14 protein-coding genes are annotated in these 13319 nt (G+C 70.4%); 10 read left to right on the forward strand and 4 right to left on the reverse strand.

The window, feature by feature from the left end; translation table 11 throughout:
* The first annotated feature begins 127 nt into the window (after positions 1–127).
* From U4012_RS12660 to asnB, 10 genes are all read left to right on the forward strand, one after another.
* The gene (locus tag U4012_RS12660; RefSeq protein WP_044847609.1) at positions 128–337 is read left to right on the forward strand and encodes a hypothetical protein; all 210 of its coding nucleotides are present in this window, start codon (positions 128–130) and stop codon (positions 335–337) included.
* Positions 338–461: 124 nt separating this feature from the next.
* On the forward strand, positions 462–950 hold the full coding sequence (locus U4012_RS12665) for a hypothetical protein (RefSeq protein WP_321799045.1): 489 nt from the start codon (positions 462–464) through the stop codon (positions 948–950).
* Positions 951–1003: 53 nt separating this feature from the next.
* Positions 1004–1891 (forward strand): type III secretion system inner membrane ring lipoprotein SctJ, encoded by an 888-nt coding sequence (gene sctJ / locus U4012_RS12670; RefSeq protein ID WP_044847610.1) that lies wholly within the window; start codon positions 1004–1006, stop codon positions 1889–1891.
* On the forward strand, positions 1888–2628 hold the full coding sequence (locus U4012_RS12675) for a SctK family type III secretion system sorting platform protein (RefSeq protein ID WP_321798916.1): 741 nt from the start codon (positions 1888–1890) through the stop codon (positions 2626–2628). Before sctJ ends, U4012_RS12675 begins: the two co-directional genes overlap by 4 nt.
* Positions 2610–3239, forward strand: a complete 630-nt coding sequence (gene sctL / locus U4012_RS12680; RefSeq protein WP_321798919.1) for a type III secretion system stator protein SctL — start codon at positions 2610–2612, stop codon at positions 3237–3239. Before U4012_RS12675 ends, sctL begins: the two co-directional genes overlap by 19 nt.
* On the forward strand, positions 3236–4621 hold the full coding sequence (gene sctN / locus U4012_RS12685) for a type III secretion system ATPase SctN (RefSeq protein WP_321798921.1): 1386 nt from the start codon (positions 3236–3238) through the stop codon (positions 4619–4621). The genes sctL and sctN overlap by 4 nt, the downstream gene beginning before the upstream one ends.
* Positions 4614–5345, forward strand: a complete 732-nt coding sequence (locus U4012_RS12690; RefSeq protein ID WP_321798923.1) for a hypothetical protein — start codon at positions 4614–4616, stop codon at positions 5343–5345. The genes sctN and U4012_RS12690 overlap by 8 nt, the downstream gene beginning before the upstream one ends.
* The gene (gene sctT, locus U4012_RS12695) at positions 5339–6148 is read left to right on the forward strand and encodes a type III secretion system export apparatus subunit SctT (protein WP_044847615.1); all 810 of its coding nucleotides are present in this window, start codon (positions 5339–5341) and stop codon (positions 6146–6148) included. The genes U4012_RS12690 and sctT overlap by 7 nt, the downstream gene beginning before the upstream one ends.
* A 25-nt stretch (positions 6149–6173) precedes the next feature.
* Positions 6174–7205 carry an EscU/YscU/HrcU family type III secretion system export apparatus switch protein gene (locus U4012_RS12700; protein WP_321798926.1) on the forward strand — a complete coding sequence of 344 codons (1032 nt, stop codon included), beginning with the start codon at positions 6174–6176 and terminating at the stop codon, positions 7203–7205.
* Between the two features lie 254 nt (positions 7206–7459).
* A complete protein-coding gene (asnB, locus tag U4012_RS12705; protein ID WP_321798928.1) occupies positions 7460–9427 on the forward strand; it encodes an asparagine synthase (glutamine-hydrolyzing) in 1968 nt (655 codons plus the stop codon).
* Positions 9428–9606: 179 nt separating this feature from the next.
* Here the strand turns inward: asnB and U4012_RS12710 are convergent, their stop codons facing one another.
* The 4 genes from U4012_RS12710 to U4012_RS12725 all read right to left on the reverse strand — a co-directional run bounded on the left by U4012_RS12710 (position 9607) and on the right by U4012_RS12725 (position 13108).
* Positions 9607–10425, reverse strand: coding sequence for a lytic transglycosylase domain-containing protein (locus tag U4012_RS12710; RefSeq protein WP_321798931.1), 819 nt, complete (start codon positions 10423–10425; stop codon positions 9607–9609).
* On the reverse strand, positions 10422–11096 hold the full coding sequence (gene sctR / locus U4012_RS12715) for a type III secretion system export apparatus subunit SctR (protein ID WP_044847619.1): 675 nt from the start codon (positions 11094–11096) through the stop codon (positions 10422–10424). The genes U4012_RS12710 and sctR overlap by 4 nt, the downstream gene beginning before the upstream one ends.
* 3 nt (positions 11097–11099) lie before the next feature.
* Complete coding sequence (gene sctQ / locus U4012_RS12720; protein ID WP_321798939.1) at positions 11100–12278, reverse strand: type III secretion system cytoplasmic ring protein SctQ; 1179 nt, start codon at positions 12276–12278, stop codon at positions 11100–11102.
* A 431-nt stretch (positions 12279–12709) separates the two neighbouring features.
* Positions 12710–13108 carry a winged helix-turn-helix domain-containing protein gene (locus U4012_RS12725; protein ID WP_044846633.1) on the reverse strand — a complete coding sequence of 133 codons (399 nt, stop codon included), beginning with the start codon at positions 13106–13108 and terminating at the stop codon, positions 12710–12712.
* Positions 13109–13319: the final 211 nt, after the last annotated feature.

Below are 13319 nucleotides of genomic sequence, written 5' to 3' on the forward strand. Positions count from 1 at the left end.
CGTGTCGCGCGGTGCGCGCATTACGCGACACGCCGCGCGCATGCGGCGCGTCACGTCGCCGGCGGGGCATGGGGCCGCCGCCGGAACAGGGAAGCAGTTCAATGACGTACATGCAAAGGAGCGAAACATGAGTACCCCCCCGACTGGTGCCAACAACACGCAACAGGTCCAGCAGCAGGCGGACGACCTGACCAAGACGCAGCTCGAACTGACGAAGATCAACTTCCAGGTCCAGCAGTCGACCGCGACGTTCGAAACCAGCAACGCAGTGACCGCGCAGGAAGGGACGGCGAACGCCCAGGTTGCGCAACACCTGAGTTCCGCCGGCCGCGCATGACGCCGGTCGCCGGCCGTGCCGCGCGACGCCGGATGCCGGGGCCGCCCGTGACGGGCGCCCGGCGGGGCGTATGCGCGTGGCGGCCGGCTCGTTCCCGGCGCTGCCGGTCAAGGAGGACACGATCATGTCGGTAACAGGCGTAGGCGCGGCACCACCGGGCGCGGCCGCGCTCGCGGGTGCCGTGCAGCAGGCGGGCACGGCGTCCGATCCGGCGCAGGTGCGCCAGTTCGATGCGTTGATGCAGCCGGGTGCCGCGCCGGCCGCGGTATCGCCGTCGGCGTCGGGCGTCGCGATGTCGCGTGCGCCGGCCGATGCGGCGCCGGCCGTGCAGATGACGCCCGCGACACCCGCGCAGGCGAACCATTCGTCGCTCGTCGAGCGGTTGCGCACCTACGGCAACGATCTCGACACGCGGTACGCGAACATCGACAAGCATCGCACCGAGATGCTGACGTCGATGGCGGACAACCGCAGCGATCCGCTGATGACGATGGTGAAGGCGATGGATTTCCAGTGGACCGCGACCACCACGATTTCGGAATACCAGTTGAGCCTGTCGGTCGCGCAGGCGGCGAACGGCTTCACGCACACGGTGCTGAAGACCCAGGAGTAGCGAAAGCCGGTGCGTGCGCCTGAACCGGCCGCGCGCCCTGAAGCGGACAAACGATGACGACGATCGATTCGACGCCGCGCCTGCATGCGTGGCGCAGCCGGGCGGCGCGTGCGCTGCTCGCGGGACTGCTCGCGCTGCTGGCCGGCTGCCAGAAGGAGCTTTACTCCGGCCTGTCGGAGCGCGATGCGAACCAGATGGTTGCCGTGCTCGGCGACGCAGGGATCAGCGCGGCGAAGGACAACGACGCGCGCGACACGTCGGATCGCAACGCATGGCAGGTGAGCGTCGCGGACGGCGACATGCAGTCGGCGCTCACCGTGCTGCAGGCGAACGGGCTGCCGAAGCCGAGCTACGCGAGCCTCGGCGAGCTGTTCCAGAAGCAGGGGCTCGTGTCGACGCCGGCCGAGGAGCGCGTGCGCTACCTGTATGGCGTGTCGCAGGACCTGTCGCGCACGCTGCAGGACATCGAGGGCGTGGTGGTCGCGCGCGTGCAGGTCGTGATTCCGGAGAACGATCCGCTCGCGGACAAGATCAAGCCGTCGTCGGCGGCCGTGTACATCCGCTACCGGCCCGGCGTGGACCTGCGCGCGATGGCGCCGATGGTGAAGGATCTCGTCGCGCACAGCATCGAAGGGCTGCAGTACGACAACGTGTCGCTGTTCCTGCAGCCGGCCGCCGCGCGCACGGCGCGCGTGGACGGGATCGGCAGCGCGGTGTCGGACATCCTGCGGCTGCGCTCGCCGCTCGGCTGGCTGGTGTTCGCGCTGATCCTGCTGACCTGCGCGGTGATCGCGCTGTCGGCCGCGCGGCGCGGGATGTTCGGCGCGCGGCTGGCCGGGCTGGTCGGCGGCGCACCGCGCGGCGGCAACGGTGCAGGCGGCGCGTCCGCGCAGTCGGGCGGCAGCCTGCGCACGCCGGACGGCGCGCGCGACGGCGCATGAACGAGCCGCATGTGCTGCCGCCGGGCGTTGCGCCCGACGCCGTGTCGCTGCCGTGGCTGCAATCTCTCGCGGCGCCGCCCGCTGCGCGGCGCGCGGCGTTTCATGCGCTCGTCTGCGAATTCAACCTGCGGCCCGACCGTTATCTGCACGTGACGCGCGTGCCGGCCGACTGGCCCGCGCGTTACCGCTCGCCCGACGCGTTCGGCCCGGCCGGTCGCAAGCTGCTTGCGCGCCATCTGCTCGATGCGAACGGCGTGGCCGAACATCACGACTTCGACCTCGCGAATCCGTGCGCGCGGCTTGCGCTGCTGCCCGGCGCGGCGCTCGAACAGCTCGCATCGTATGCGGGCTTGCTGCTGCATCGCGGCTGGCTGCGCGATGCGCTGGCCGTGCGCCGCATTCGCGCGGAAGTCGCGGCGAAGCTCGGCGGCGATGCACTGGAGCTCGCGCTCGAGCGCGCGCCGGAGTTCGGCGCGCTGGCGGACACGCTCGAACCGTGGCGTGCCGATCCGGCCGCGCTGCCGGTGGTGATCCGTGCGCGCGGCGGGCGGCTGCTCGCGGATTTCATCGGCGTGGCGGGCGATGCGGTCGCGCGGCGCGCGCGGCTGAAATTCAACCGCGCGATCGACAACGAAGCGCCGTACTGGCTGAACCGCGCGCAGCGCGACCAGTTCGGCGAATTGCTGTTTCTGTTTCTGATTCCCGAGAGGCTTGCGTCATGGGACTGGCTTTTCTGATCACGAGCGACAACCTGCAGCTGCTGTCGGAGCGCAAGGTACTCAAGGAGCGTGAATACGCGGCGCTGCTCGACGCGTCCGCGGTGATCGCGACCGCGCGCGACGAGGCCGCGCGCATCGTCGCCGATGCGCAGCGCGAATTCGACAAGCGCCAGGCGGCCGGCTACGACGAAGGGATGCGCCGCGCGCAGCGCGAGCATGCGGCGCAGGCCTATACGCAGGCGCTGGCCGCCGCGCGCACGATGGAGTCGATGAAGGATTCGATGGCCGACATCGTCGTGAAGGCCGTGCGCGCGATCGTCGGCGAGATGGCCACGCAGAAGCTGTACGAGGCCGCGCTCGCGCGGATCGCGCCGCTCGTGCGCGACGAGGCGTTCCTGATCGTGCGGGTCGCGCCGGGCCGCGAGGACGAGATGCGCGACGCGCTCGAGCGCGCGTTCGCCGGCCAGTCGAACCGGCAACGGATCCGCATCGTCGAGGATGCGCAGCTCGAACGCCACGCGTGCACGGTCGAGACGCCGTCCGGGCGCATCGATGCGAGCCTCGACCTGCAGATCGACGCGCTGCGCCAGGCGATCCGCCGCGACGCGCTGAAGGGCTCGCCGCGATGAATGCGCCGCTCGACGATCCGCAACCGAACGGCCGCGAGAGCGACGACGATGCCGCGCCGTTCGATCGCGGTCGCCTCGTCGGCGATCTCGACGCGGGGCTCGCCTTCTTCTCGCCGGTGTCGGTGCAGGGCCGCGTCAATCACGCGGTCGGGCAGATCCTCAACGCGACGGGCATCCGTGCGCGGCTCGGCGAGATCTGCGAGCTGCGCACGCCGAACCAGCCGACGCTGCTCGCCGAAGTGGTCGGCTTCTCGCGGCAGACCACGCTGCTTACGCCGCTCGGCGACGTGGCCGGGCTGTCGCCGGAGACGAGTGTCGTGCCGTCCGGGCGCGAGCACGTGTTTCCGGTGGGCGAAGCGCTGTTCGGCCGCGTGCTCGACGGGCTCGGCCGGCCGCTCGACGATCGCGGGCCGGTGACGGGCGCCGCGTGGGTGTCGACGCAGCAGGACCCGCCGAACCCGCTCGCGCGCAAGCTGATCGACACGCCGTTTCCGACCGGCGTGCGCGTGATCGACGGCCTGATGACGCTCGGCATCGGCCAGCGCGTCGGCATCTTCGCGCCGTCCGGCGTCGGCAAGAGCACGCTGCTCGGGATGATCGCGCGCGGCGCGCAGGCCGACGTGAACGTGATCGCGCTGGTCGGCGAACGCGGCCGCGAAGTGCGCGAGTTCCTCGAGCACAGCCTGTCGCCGGAGGTGCGCGCGCGCTCGATCGTCGTCGTGTCGACGTCCGATCGTCCCGCGATGGAGCGCGTGAAATCCGCGCTGGTCGCGACCGCGATCGCCGAGCACTTCCGCGATGCGGGCAAGCGCGTGCTGCTGCTGGTCGATTCGCTCACGCGTTTCGCGCGCGCGCAGCGCGAGGTCGGCCTCGCGAGCGGCGAGCCGCCGACGCGGCGCAGCTTCCCGCCGTCGACGTTCGCCGTGCTGCCGCGCCTGCTCGAACGCGCGGGGCAGGGCGCGACCGGCTCGATCACCGCGCTGTATACGGTGCTGGTCGAAGGCGATGAGGAATCCGATCCGATCGCCGAGGAAGTGCGCTCGATCCTCGACGGTCACATCGTGCTGTCGCGCAAGATCGCGCTCGCGAACCGCTATCCGGCGATCGACGTGCTCGCGAGCCTGTCGCGCGTGATGCCGCTCGTCGCGAGCCGCGCGCATCAGCAGGCGGCCGCGCGCGTGCGCGAGCTGATCGCGAAGTACCAGGAAATCGAGCTGCTCGTGCAGATCGGCGAGTACCGCGAAGGCAGCGACCGGCTTGGCGATCTCGCGCTGCGTGCGCGCGATGCGATCGGCGCGTTCTGCGCGCAGGCGTCGCACGAGGACGTGCGTTTCGACGCGCTGCTCGCGAAGCTGACGAAACTCGCGAACGACCATGTCTGAAGCCGACGACCGTCTCGTGCTCGCGACGCTCGCCCGCCTGAAGCGCGTGCGCGAGATGCGCAGCCAGATCGCGCGCGTGGCGGCCGCGCGCCAGCAGGGCATCGCCGCGCAGAGCCGGCGCGCGCTCGATGCCGCGCACGCGCAGCTTGCGCAGCAGGTCGCGGCGAAGGCCGCGATCCAGACGCGCCTCGCCGATGACGTGCGCGAGGCGCGCGCGTTGCAGAACGCGGCGGCCGATACGCGCACGTTCGATCGCCATATCGGTGTCGCGCACGCGTCGGTCAGCGAGGCCGCGCACGTGCACCGCGGTCACGAGGCCACGCTCGCCGACCTGCAACGCGCCGCGCGCAAGGCGAAGGCCGCCGAGGACAAGCTCGACAAGGCCGGCGAGAAGGCCCTGCACGCGCGCGCGGCGCGGGTCGAGCGTGATGCCGACGAAGTCGCGGATGCGCATGCGGTGCGGCGCTTCGCGACGGCCGGCGTGTGGGCGGGCGACGCGCAGGGGCATGCATCGGGGCAGCGTGACATGGCCGCCGCGTTCGATGCGGAAATGGTGTCGCGACCGGCGGGGGTAGACGCGATGGACACGACGGACACGGCAAACACGGCAAACACGGCAAACACTCGCGCAGCGGCCGGCAACGCCGATCCGGGCGGCGCAACTGTCCCGGCCGCCACCATCGACGATCCGGCGCCGCCCGCCGCCGCGGAACGCCGATGCTAGACCACGCCGCGAACTTCAACGACATCGCCGGCACGCTGCGTCCGCTGCTCTACGTGATGCCGCGCCTGCTGCCGATCATGTTCGTCGTGCCGGTGTTCAACGAGCAGATCGTCACGGGCCTCGTGCGCAACGGTATCGCGGTCGTGATCGCCGCGTTCGTCGCGCCGGTGATCGACCCGGCGCAGGTCGCCGCGCTGCCGTTCCTGATGTGGTGCCTGCTCGTCGCGAAGGAGGCGGTGATCGGCATGCTGCTCGCGGGCGCGTTCAGCGCGGTGCTGTTCGCGATCCAGGGCGTCGGCTACCTGATCGATTTCCAGACCGGCAGCGGCAGCGCCGCGTTCTTCGATCCGATGGGCGGGCACGAGGGCGGCCCGACGTCAGGGTTCCTGAATTTCGTCGCGATCGCGCTGTTCGTCACCGCGGGCGGGCTGCAGGTGCTCGTGCAGCTGTTCGCGCAGTCGTACGCGTGGTGGCCGATCGGCTCGCTCGGCCCTGATTTCTCGTCGATGCTGCAGACCTTCGTCGTGCGGCAGACCGACACGATCTTCGAATGGATGGTGAAGCTCGCCGCGCCGGTGATCATCGTGCTGGTGCTGGTCGAGCTCGGCATCGGCCTCGTCGGGCGCGCGGTGCCGCAGCTGAACGTCTTCGTGTTCGCGCAGCCGCTGAAGAGCGCGCTCGCGGTGCTGATGATGGTGCTGTTCCTGCCGGTGGTATACGCGTCGCTGCACGCGCTGCTGAGCCCCGATAGCGGGTTGATGGCGCTGCTGCGCGCGCTGTTCGCCGCGCACGGCGGCGCGTGACGGCCCCACCGGAACCGGAGCGACGATGGCCGAAAAGAATCAGCAGCCGACCGCGAAGCGCCTGCGCGAGGCCCGCGAGAAAGGCGACGTGCCGAAGAGCGCGGAGACGATCTCGTCCGCGTTCTTCGTCGGCGTGTGCGTCGCGCTCGCGGTCGGGCTCGGCACGTTGTTCGCGCGGCTGCAGGCGCTGTTCCGGCTCGTGTTCGATGCGGCGGGCGCCACCGATCCGTCCGCGCGGCTCGCGGTGCTGATCGACGGCGCCGCGCGCGACTGGGCGCTGCTGTCCGCGCAGATCGTCGCGGCCGGGCTGCTGGCCGGCTTGCTCGCGGGCTTCGTGCAGGTGGGCGGCGTGATGGCGTGGAGCCGGCTCGTGCCGCAGCTGTCGCGGCTCAATCCCGCCGAGGGGCTGAAGAACATGGTGTCGATGCGCAACCTCGTGAACCTCGCGAAGATGCTGCTGAAGACCGTGCTGCTGGTCGCGACGCTTGGCTGGCTGATCGTCGAGTCGCTCGACCCGGCGGTGCAGTCCGGCTTCACGCGGCCGATGTCGATTCTCGCGCTGATTGTGAAGCTGCTGATGCTGCTGTTCGGCTGGGCCGCGCTGATCTATATCGTGATGGCGCTGATCGATATCGTGCACCAGCGGCGCGAGTTCAATCAGAAGATGAAGATGTCGATCGAGGAAGTGCGGCGCGAGCACAAGGAAGACGAAGGCGACCCGCACATCGAGGCGAAGCGCCGGCAGCTCGCGCGCGAAGCGCAGTTCTCGTCGCTGCCCGACCGGATCGGCTTCGCGTCGGTGGTCGTCTACTCGTCGAGCGTCGCGGTCGCGCTCTATTACGGCGGCGTCGGCACGCTGCCATGGGTGCTCGCGCGCGGCGAGGGCGAGGCGGCCGAACGGATCGTACGGCTCGCGCGCGACGCGCTGCGTCCGACGCTTGCGAACGCCGGCCTCGCGCAGGCGCTGTACGAGAGCACGCCAGAAAAGGGCACGATCCAGCAACGGCATTTCCGCGAAGTCGCGCAGTTGCTGAAGTGGGCGACCGGCGCGGCCTGACGTGCTCGAACTGTCGGGGCCGGAACATCGAAAGGCGCGCGGTTCAGCGATGCGTCGTGATGCGGAACCGTTTCCGCTTCACCGGGCCGATCGCACGCAGTGCTTGACGCCGGTTTTTTTTCGGTTCCTCCGAGATTCACCCATGAATTATTGCTGATTTATTTCTTCGTAATATGGCTCGACCGTCAGCCGGACGGCGGGCTGCGAGGTTGCGCCGCCGCTGACGGAACAGGTCAACAGAGGCAGACAAATCAATGTGCGGAATCGACGGCTTTCTGAATAGCGTCGCCTTCGATGAGGAGACAGCGCGCGGCACGCTCGCGCGAATGACGGCGAGCCTCGCGCATCGCGGCCCCGACGGGCAGGGCCTCTGGGTCGACCCGGAAGCCGGTATCGCGCTCGGCCACCGGCGGCTTGCGATCGTCGATCTGTCGGTCCACGGCCGGCAGCCGATGGCATCCGCGTGCGGCCGCTACGTCATGGTCTTCAACGGCGAAATCTATAACCATCGCGAGTTGCGCGCGGAGCTCGGGCGCGCGGGTCGCGCACCGGCGTGGCGCGGCCACTCCGACAGCGAGGTGCTGATCGCGGCGATCGCCGCGTGGGGCGTCGAGGCGGCGCTGCGGCGCGCGACCGGCATGTTCGGGTTCGCGCTGTGGAATCGCGCGTCGCGGGTGCTGACGCTCGCGCGCGACCGGATCGGCGAGAAGCCGCTCTACTACGGCCGGATCGGCGACGCACTGGTGTTCGCGTCGGAGCTGAAGGCGCTGCGCGGCTACCCGGGCTTCGACGGCACGATCGATCGCGACGCGCTGTGCCTGTACCTGCGCCAGTCGAGCGTGCCCGCGCCGCACACGATCTATCGCGGCATCAGCAAGCTGCCGCCGGGCACCTTCATCCAGTTCGAGCATGCGCGCGACACGCCGCGCCCGCGCGCGTACTGGACGCTCGAGCAGGCGATCGAAGCCGGCCGCGAGCAGCCGTTCGAGGGCAGCGCCGACGAGGCCGTCGATCAGCTCGACACGATCCTGCGCCAGGCCGTCGCGCGGCAGATGGAAGCCGACGTACCGCTCGGCGCGTTCCTGTCGGGCGGCATCGATTCGTCGGCGATCGTCGCGCTGATGCAGGCGCAGTCGGCGAAGCCGGTCGACACGTTCACGATCGGCTTTCACGAGGCCGGCTACGACGAGGCCGGCTATGCGAAGGCGGTCGCGCGCCACCTCGGCACGCGGCATACCGAGCTCTACGTGACGGCCGACCATGCGCTCGGCGTCGTGCCGAAACTGCCGACGATCTATGACGAGCCGTTCTCCGATGCGTCGCAGATTCCGACCTTCCTCGTGTCGGAGCTGACGCGCCGGCACGTGAAGGTGAGCCTGTCCGGCGACGGCGGCGACGAGCTGTTCGGCGGCTATACGCGCTACTTCCTGACGCCGCGCCTGTGGCGCAAGCTGCATCGCGTGCCGGCGGCGGTGCGCGCGCGGATCGCCGCCGCGCTGCATGCGCTGCGTCCCGATCATGCGGACCAGCTCGCGGCGGTCGCGCAGGGCGCATGGAGCGGCGTGGAAGCGCGCGACTCGGCGACCCGCATCGGCGACCGGCTGCACAAGCTCGGCCACGTGATGACGGCCGAGAGCCGCATCGCGCTGTACCGGCTGCTGATGTCGTCGGTGCATCATCCGGAGCGCATCGCGCTGGCCGGACAGGAACCGCCGACCCCGCTCGATACGGTGTCCGCATGGCCCGCGAACCTGAGCTTCGCCGAGCAGGCGATGGCGATCGACACGCTCACGTACCTGCCGACCGACATCCTCGCGAAGGTCGACCGCGCGGCGATGGCGGTGAGCCTCGAGACGCGCATGCCGTTCCTCGATCATCACGTCGTCGAATTCGCATGGCGCGTGCCCGCGTCGGTGCGTTTGCCGGAAGGGCAGTCGAAGGCGCTGCTGCGCCGGCTGCTGGACCGGTACGTGCCGTCGGCGCTGATCGACCGGCCGAAGCAGGGCTTCTGCGCGCCCGTCGATCACTGGCTGCGCGGCGCGCTGCGCGACTGGGCCGATGCGTTGCTGCAGCCGTCGCGGCTGCGTGACGAGGGCTTTTTCGACGCGGCGGCGGTCGACCGGCTGTGGCGCCAGCACCAGTCGGGCCGGATGAACTGGCAGCATCAGCTGTGGACGGTGCTGATGTTCCAGGCATGGCTGGAGGCGCAGCGCGCTGCGTGAAGCGGGGTGGTGCCGAAGTTTCGCGAACGGTTGGAGGCACAGCGCGCTGCATGAAGCGGGATGACGCGGCGCGGTTCGGATGTGCCAGGCATGGCTGGAGGCACGGCGCGCCGCATGAAGCGGGGCGACGCGGCACGCCGCGTCATCCGATGCACGTCATGCCGGCGTCGCGTCGACGCTCACTGATCGAGACAGCGCACGCACAGCCGCTTCGCCTGGCTCGCCGGCAAGCCGCGGCACATCATCACGACCGGGCGCGCATGGCACGACGGCGCGTCGGCGGAGGCCGCGGGCGACGCGAGCCTGCGCGCGCGTTCGGGCGGCGTGGTCGCGGCCGCGTCCATGCGCCGTTGTCGCGCGGGTGGCGGCGTATCGCTCACCACCGGAATCGGTTCGACGCCGCCTTCGCGCGCATTGCGTTGCGCGCTCGTGACGACGCGGCTCACGTAGCCGCTCGAGAACCCGGTCGTGAAGTTGCCGCTGTAGTAGCACGACAGCGCCGCGCGCAACGCGGCCTGCGCGGGACGGCCGGTGTTCGACGAGCGCGCGAAGCATTCGGTCAGGATCGCGCCGCCCGCCCGCAGGTTGCGGCACGGTTCGAACATCGTCGTGTCGTCGAGGCCGTATTTCGCGAAGTTTCGTTCGTTTACCTGAGCGAGGCCGACACTGTAGCTGAAGCCGCGCGCGGCCAGCTCGCTCGTGGTCGCGCGCGCTTCGTCGAGCGACGCGGGCTGGCGCGTCAGGTGGCCGCCGACCACGCCGATCGCATATGGGTTGAAACCGGATTCGGTGCGCACCAGCGCGGCGAGCGTGTCGGGATCGACGTTCGGCGCGCACGCGCGCGCGAGCTGCGCGAAGCCGGCGGCGCTGCCGGCCGCGTGCGCGCTGCGCGGCTGCAGGCCCGCGCAGGCTAGCGTCAACGCCAGCACGATTAGCACGGCCGGCGCGATCACTGCGCGCAGGTTCGCCACGACGCTGCGCAACGCGCGCGCGTTCATCCCGCCCCCGCCACGCGATACGACAGCACGAGCCCGTGCACGAGCAGCGACCAGCCGTCGAGCGCGACGAACAGCAGCAGCTTGAACGGCACCGAGATCGTCGTCGGCGAGATCATCTGCATCCCGAGCGCGAGCAGGATGTTCGCGACCAGCAGGTCGACGACGATGAACACGATGTAGATCACGAAGCCGATCTGGAACGCCTTGGTCAGCTCGGCGAGCGTGAAGCTCGGCACCAGCACGAGCAGGTCGTCGTCCTTGATACCGTCCGCGCGGTTCTTCGGCCAGACCGAGGTTGCCGTGCGCACGAAGAATTCGCGGTCGCGCTGCCGCGTGTGCGACACCAGGAAATCCTTGACCGGCGGCAGCGCGGCATCGGCGAGCGCGCCGATATCGGCGGTCGACAGCTGCCCCGACGCGTCGAAGTGGCGTGCCTGCAGCGCGTCGCGGATCGACATGCCGACCGGCGCCATGATGAACAGCGACAGGATCAGCGCGATGCCGTTCAGCACGAGGTTCGGCGGCACCTGCTGGATCCCGAGCGCGGAGCGCAGCAGGCCGAGCACGACCACGAGCTTCGTATAGCTCGTCACCATCAGCGCGGCGAACGGCGCGATGCCGAGCGCGGCGATCACCGCGATCAGCGCGACCGGATTCGGCAGGCTGCCCATCGTTCAGCGCTCGCGCGGCGCGGGCTGCGTCAGCGTGACGACGCGCACGCCGAGCTTCTGGCCGACCGCGATCAGGTGGCCGGTGCCGATCAGCATCCCGTTCGCGACGAGATGGATCACGCTCTGGTTGATGCCTTGCTGCAGCTCGATCACCGCGCCCGGCTGCAGTGCGCCGAGTTCGCCGAGCGGGATCGACGTGGGCGGCAATTCGAAACGCAGGTCGACCGCGAGGCCGTCGAGCGAGCGCGGCGCATCGTCGGGCGGCGCATCGTGCGCGCTTGCGGGCGGGGTGTCGGTGCGGTTCGGTTCCAAAGGCATCTCCCTGATTCGTTCGACGGTCAGCCGGTTGCCCGACGGCCGTCCGGTGATCTCCCACGCCGGCGTGGCCGGCACCCGCGCGACGCACAGCAGGTTCTGCTCGTGCGCGCGCCAGCGCTCGATCGCGATGATGTCGCCGCTGACGACGTCGGCCAGCTCGGCCATCGTCAGCTCCGTCCGGCCGATCTCGAATACCAGCGGCACCGGCAGGCCCGCATACGCGGCGCGGGTGTCGGGCCGCGCGGCCGCCGGCGTCGGTGCTGCGAAGAACACCGCGAGCGCGTCCGGCGCATCGAACAGCAGCGCGCCGTGGCAGCGCCAGGCGCCGTCGGCGCGACGCAGCTCGAAGCGCAGCGCGGCCGGCGCGGTGCGCCACGCGGGCACGCTCGCCGGCGGCGGCAGCAATTCCACGCGCTGCCGCGTCGCGGCCTGCAACACGGCCGAGAGCGGCGCGGCGAGGTCGGCGAGCAGCGCCGCGCGGATCACGGCCGGCACGGCCGGGTCGGCCGCGTCGCCGAGCCATGCGCTTTCCGCGACCGGATCGATCCACAGCGTGCCGGCGGCCGGGCCGATGACGAAGCGGTAGGCATGCGCGTCGGCGGCCGGTTCGGCATCGGCGCGCCAGCGCACCTCGTACGCGTGTTCGCCGAGCGTGACCGGGACCGCGGCCGTCGCGCCGTACGCATGCGACAGCCCGCGCGCGGCGGCGGCGGACAGGCGCGGCAGCCAGGGCGACGCGTCGAGCGCGACCGCGGCCGGCGGGGGCGGGATGGCGGGCGCGGCGGCGGCCGGGGTGGCGGCGGCGGGCGGAGCCCGATTCGCGGCGTCGCCGGCGTCGGCATTCGTCAGGGACAGCGCAGGCACGGCGGGATCAGGGCGGATTCGGCGTTGGTTCGACGGGTTGTTGTGGCCGGCGGCGCAGGGGGCGCGCGGCTGCTGCGTCGATTGTAGGGACGCCGCCGGCCGCGTGCCGCGCCGGAATCCGTAGTCGTGTGCAGCGCGGGGCCGCGCGGGTGGCGGCGAGCTACGAAGCCTTTTGTCGGGGGGCGTGGCGGGGCGGTGGTGGGTCGGCGCGGTGTCGCGGCGGCGTGGCGTGCGATAGCGCAGCCGCTAATCGACGGCACGCGCGCTTGCATGCGACTGCCGCAAACGCGGCCGCCGCCCGATGGCGGCGGTCGTGTCGCGGCGGGGAAGGCGTGCCCGGCCACGAGACGCTCCGGGTCGCGCGTGCAGCGCCTTGGAGGAGCCTTGCCGGCGCGCCGCGCTGCGGCGGCACGCGGGTGAGCCGCTACGCGTTACGCGTAGTCGGCGGCCAGCGCCTGCTGCGGGGCGGCGCGCAGGATCGGCGCCACATCGTGGCGTTCGACGTGCGTCATGGCCGCGCCGAACAGCACCAGCCGATAGCCGACCGCATAGATCGGGATGATCCGCAGGTTCTTGTCGTGATCGAGCTGCAGCTTCGAACGGATGCGCGAGATATGGGTGTCGAGCGTGCGCGACGACACGCCGAGCTCGCGGCCCCAGACCGCTTCCTGGATCGCTTGCCGCGGCACGATCTTGTTCATGTTGTCGAGCAGGAATTCGACGACATCGAATTCACGCGGCGTGACGTCGACGACTTTGTTGTCGATTTCGATCGTGCGGCGCACGAAGTTGATTTTTATGTTGTCGATGTACAGGTATTTGCAATCCATGTTGGCCCTCGCATGTCCGTAAAGGAGTGTTTGCGAGTCATGTACCGCAACTTCCGGGCCAGGGACGCGCTGACAGGGATCGACGAATGGTCGGAGCGGGGTGGGCGGCGCGCCAGCGTTGAATCTAAAAGAATTTTTAACGTGGGGCGTGTGGTGTGCTTCGGAAGGGTCGGAGCAACATTGAAGGATTGTTACGTAGCATCCGGCGGGA

The sequence above is a fragment of the Burkholderia sp. BCC1988 genome, assembly GCF_905339895.1.
Classification (GTDB): Bacteria; Pseudomonadota; Gammaproteobacteria; order Burkholderiales; family Burkholderiaceae; genus Burkholderia.

Excerpts from the sequence above, each read along its gene's own strand:
- U4012_RS12660 (WP_044847609.1), top strand. The coding sequence starts at position 128 with ATGAGTACCCCCCCGACTGGTGCCAACAACACGCAACAGGTCCAGCAG.
- U4012_RS12690 (WP_321798923.1), top strand. The coding sequence starts at position 4,614 with ATGTCTGAAGCCGACGACCGTCTCGTGCTCGCGACGCTCGCCCGCCTG.
- U4012_RS12710 (WP_321798931.1), bottom strand. The coding sequence starts at position 10,425 with ATGAACGCGCGCGCGTTGCGCAGCGTCGTGGCGAACCTGCGCGCAGTG.
- sctR (WP_044847619.1), bottom strand. The coding sequence starts at position 11,096 with ATGGGCAGCCTGCCGAATCCGGTCGCGCTGATCGCGGTGATCGCCGCG.
- U4012_RS12665 (WP_321799045.1), top strand. The coding sequence starts at position 462 with ATGTCGGTAACAGGCGTAGGCGCGGCACCACCGGGCGCGGCCGCGCTC.
- U4012_RS12700 (WP_321798926.1), top strand. The coding sequence starts at position 6,174 with ATGGCCGAAAAGAATCAGCAGCCGACCGCGAAGCGCCTGCGCGAGGCC.
- U4012_RS12725 (WP_044846633.1), bottom strand. The coding sequence starts at position 13,108 with ATGGATTGCAAATACCTGTACATCGACAACATAAAAATCAACTTCGTG.
- asnB (WP_321798928.1), top strand. The coding sequence starts at position 7,460 with ATGTGCGGAATCGACGGCTTTCTGAATAGCGTCGCCTTCGATGAGGAG.
- sctL (WP_321798919.1), top strand. The coding sequence starts at position 2,610 with ATGGGACTGGCTTTTCTGATCACGAGCGACAACCTGCAGCTGCTGTCG.
- sctT (WP_044847615.1), top strand. The coding sequence starts at position 5,339 with ATGCTAGACCACGCCGCGAACTTCAACGACATCGCCGGCACGCTGCGT.
- sctJ (WP_044847610.1), top strand. The coding sequence starts at position 1,004 with ATGACGACGATCGATTCGACGCCGCGCCTGCATGCGTGGCGCAGCCGG.
- sctN (WP_321798921.1), top strand. The coding sequence starts at position 3,236 with ATGAATGCGCCGCTCGACGATCCGCAACCGAACGGCCGCGAGAGCGAC.
- U4012_RS12675 (WP_321798916.1), top strand. The coding sequence starts at position 1,888 with ATGAACGAGCCGCATGTGCTGCCGCCGGGCGTTGCGCCCGACGCCGTG.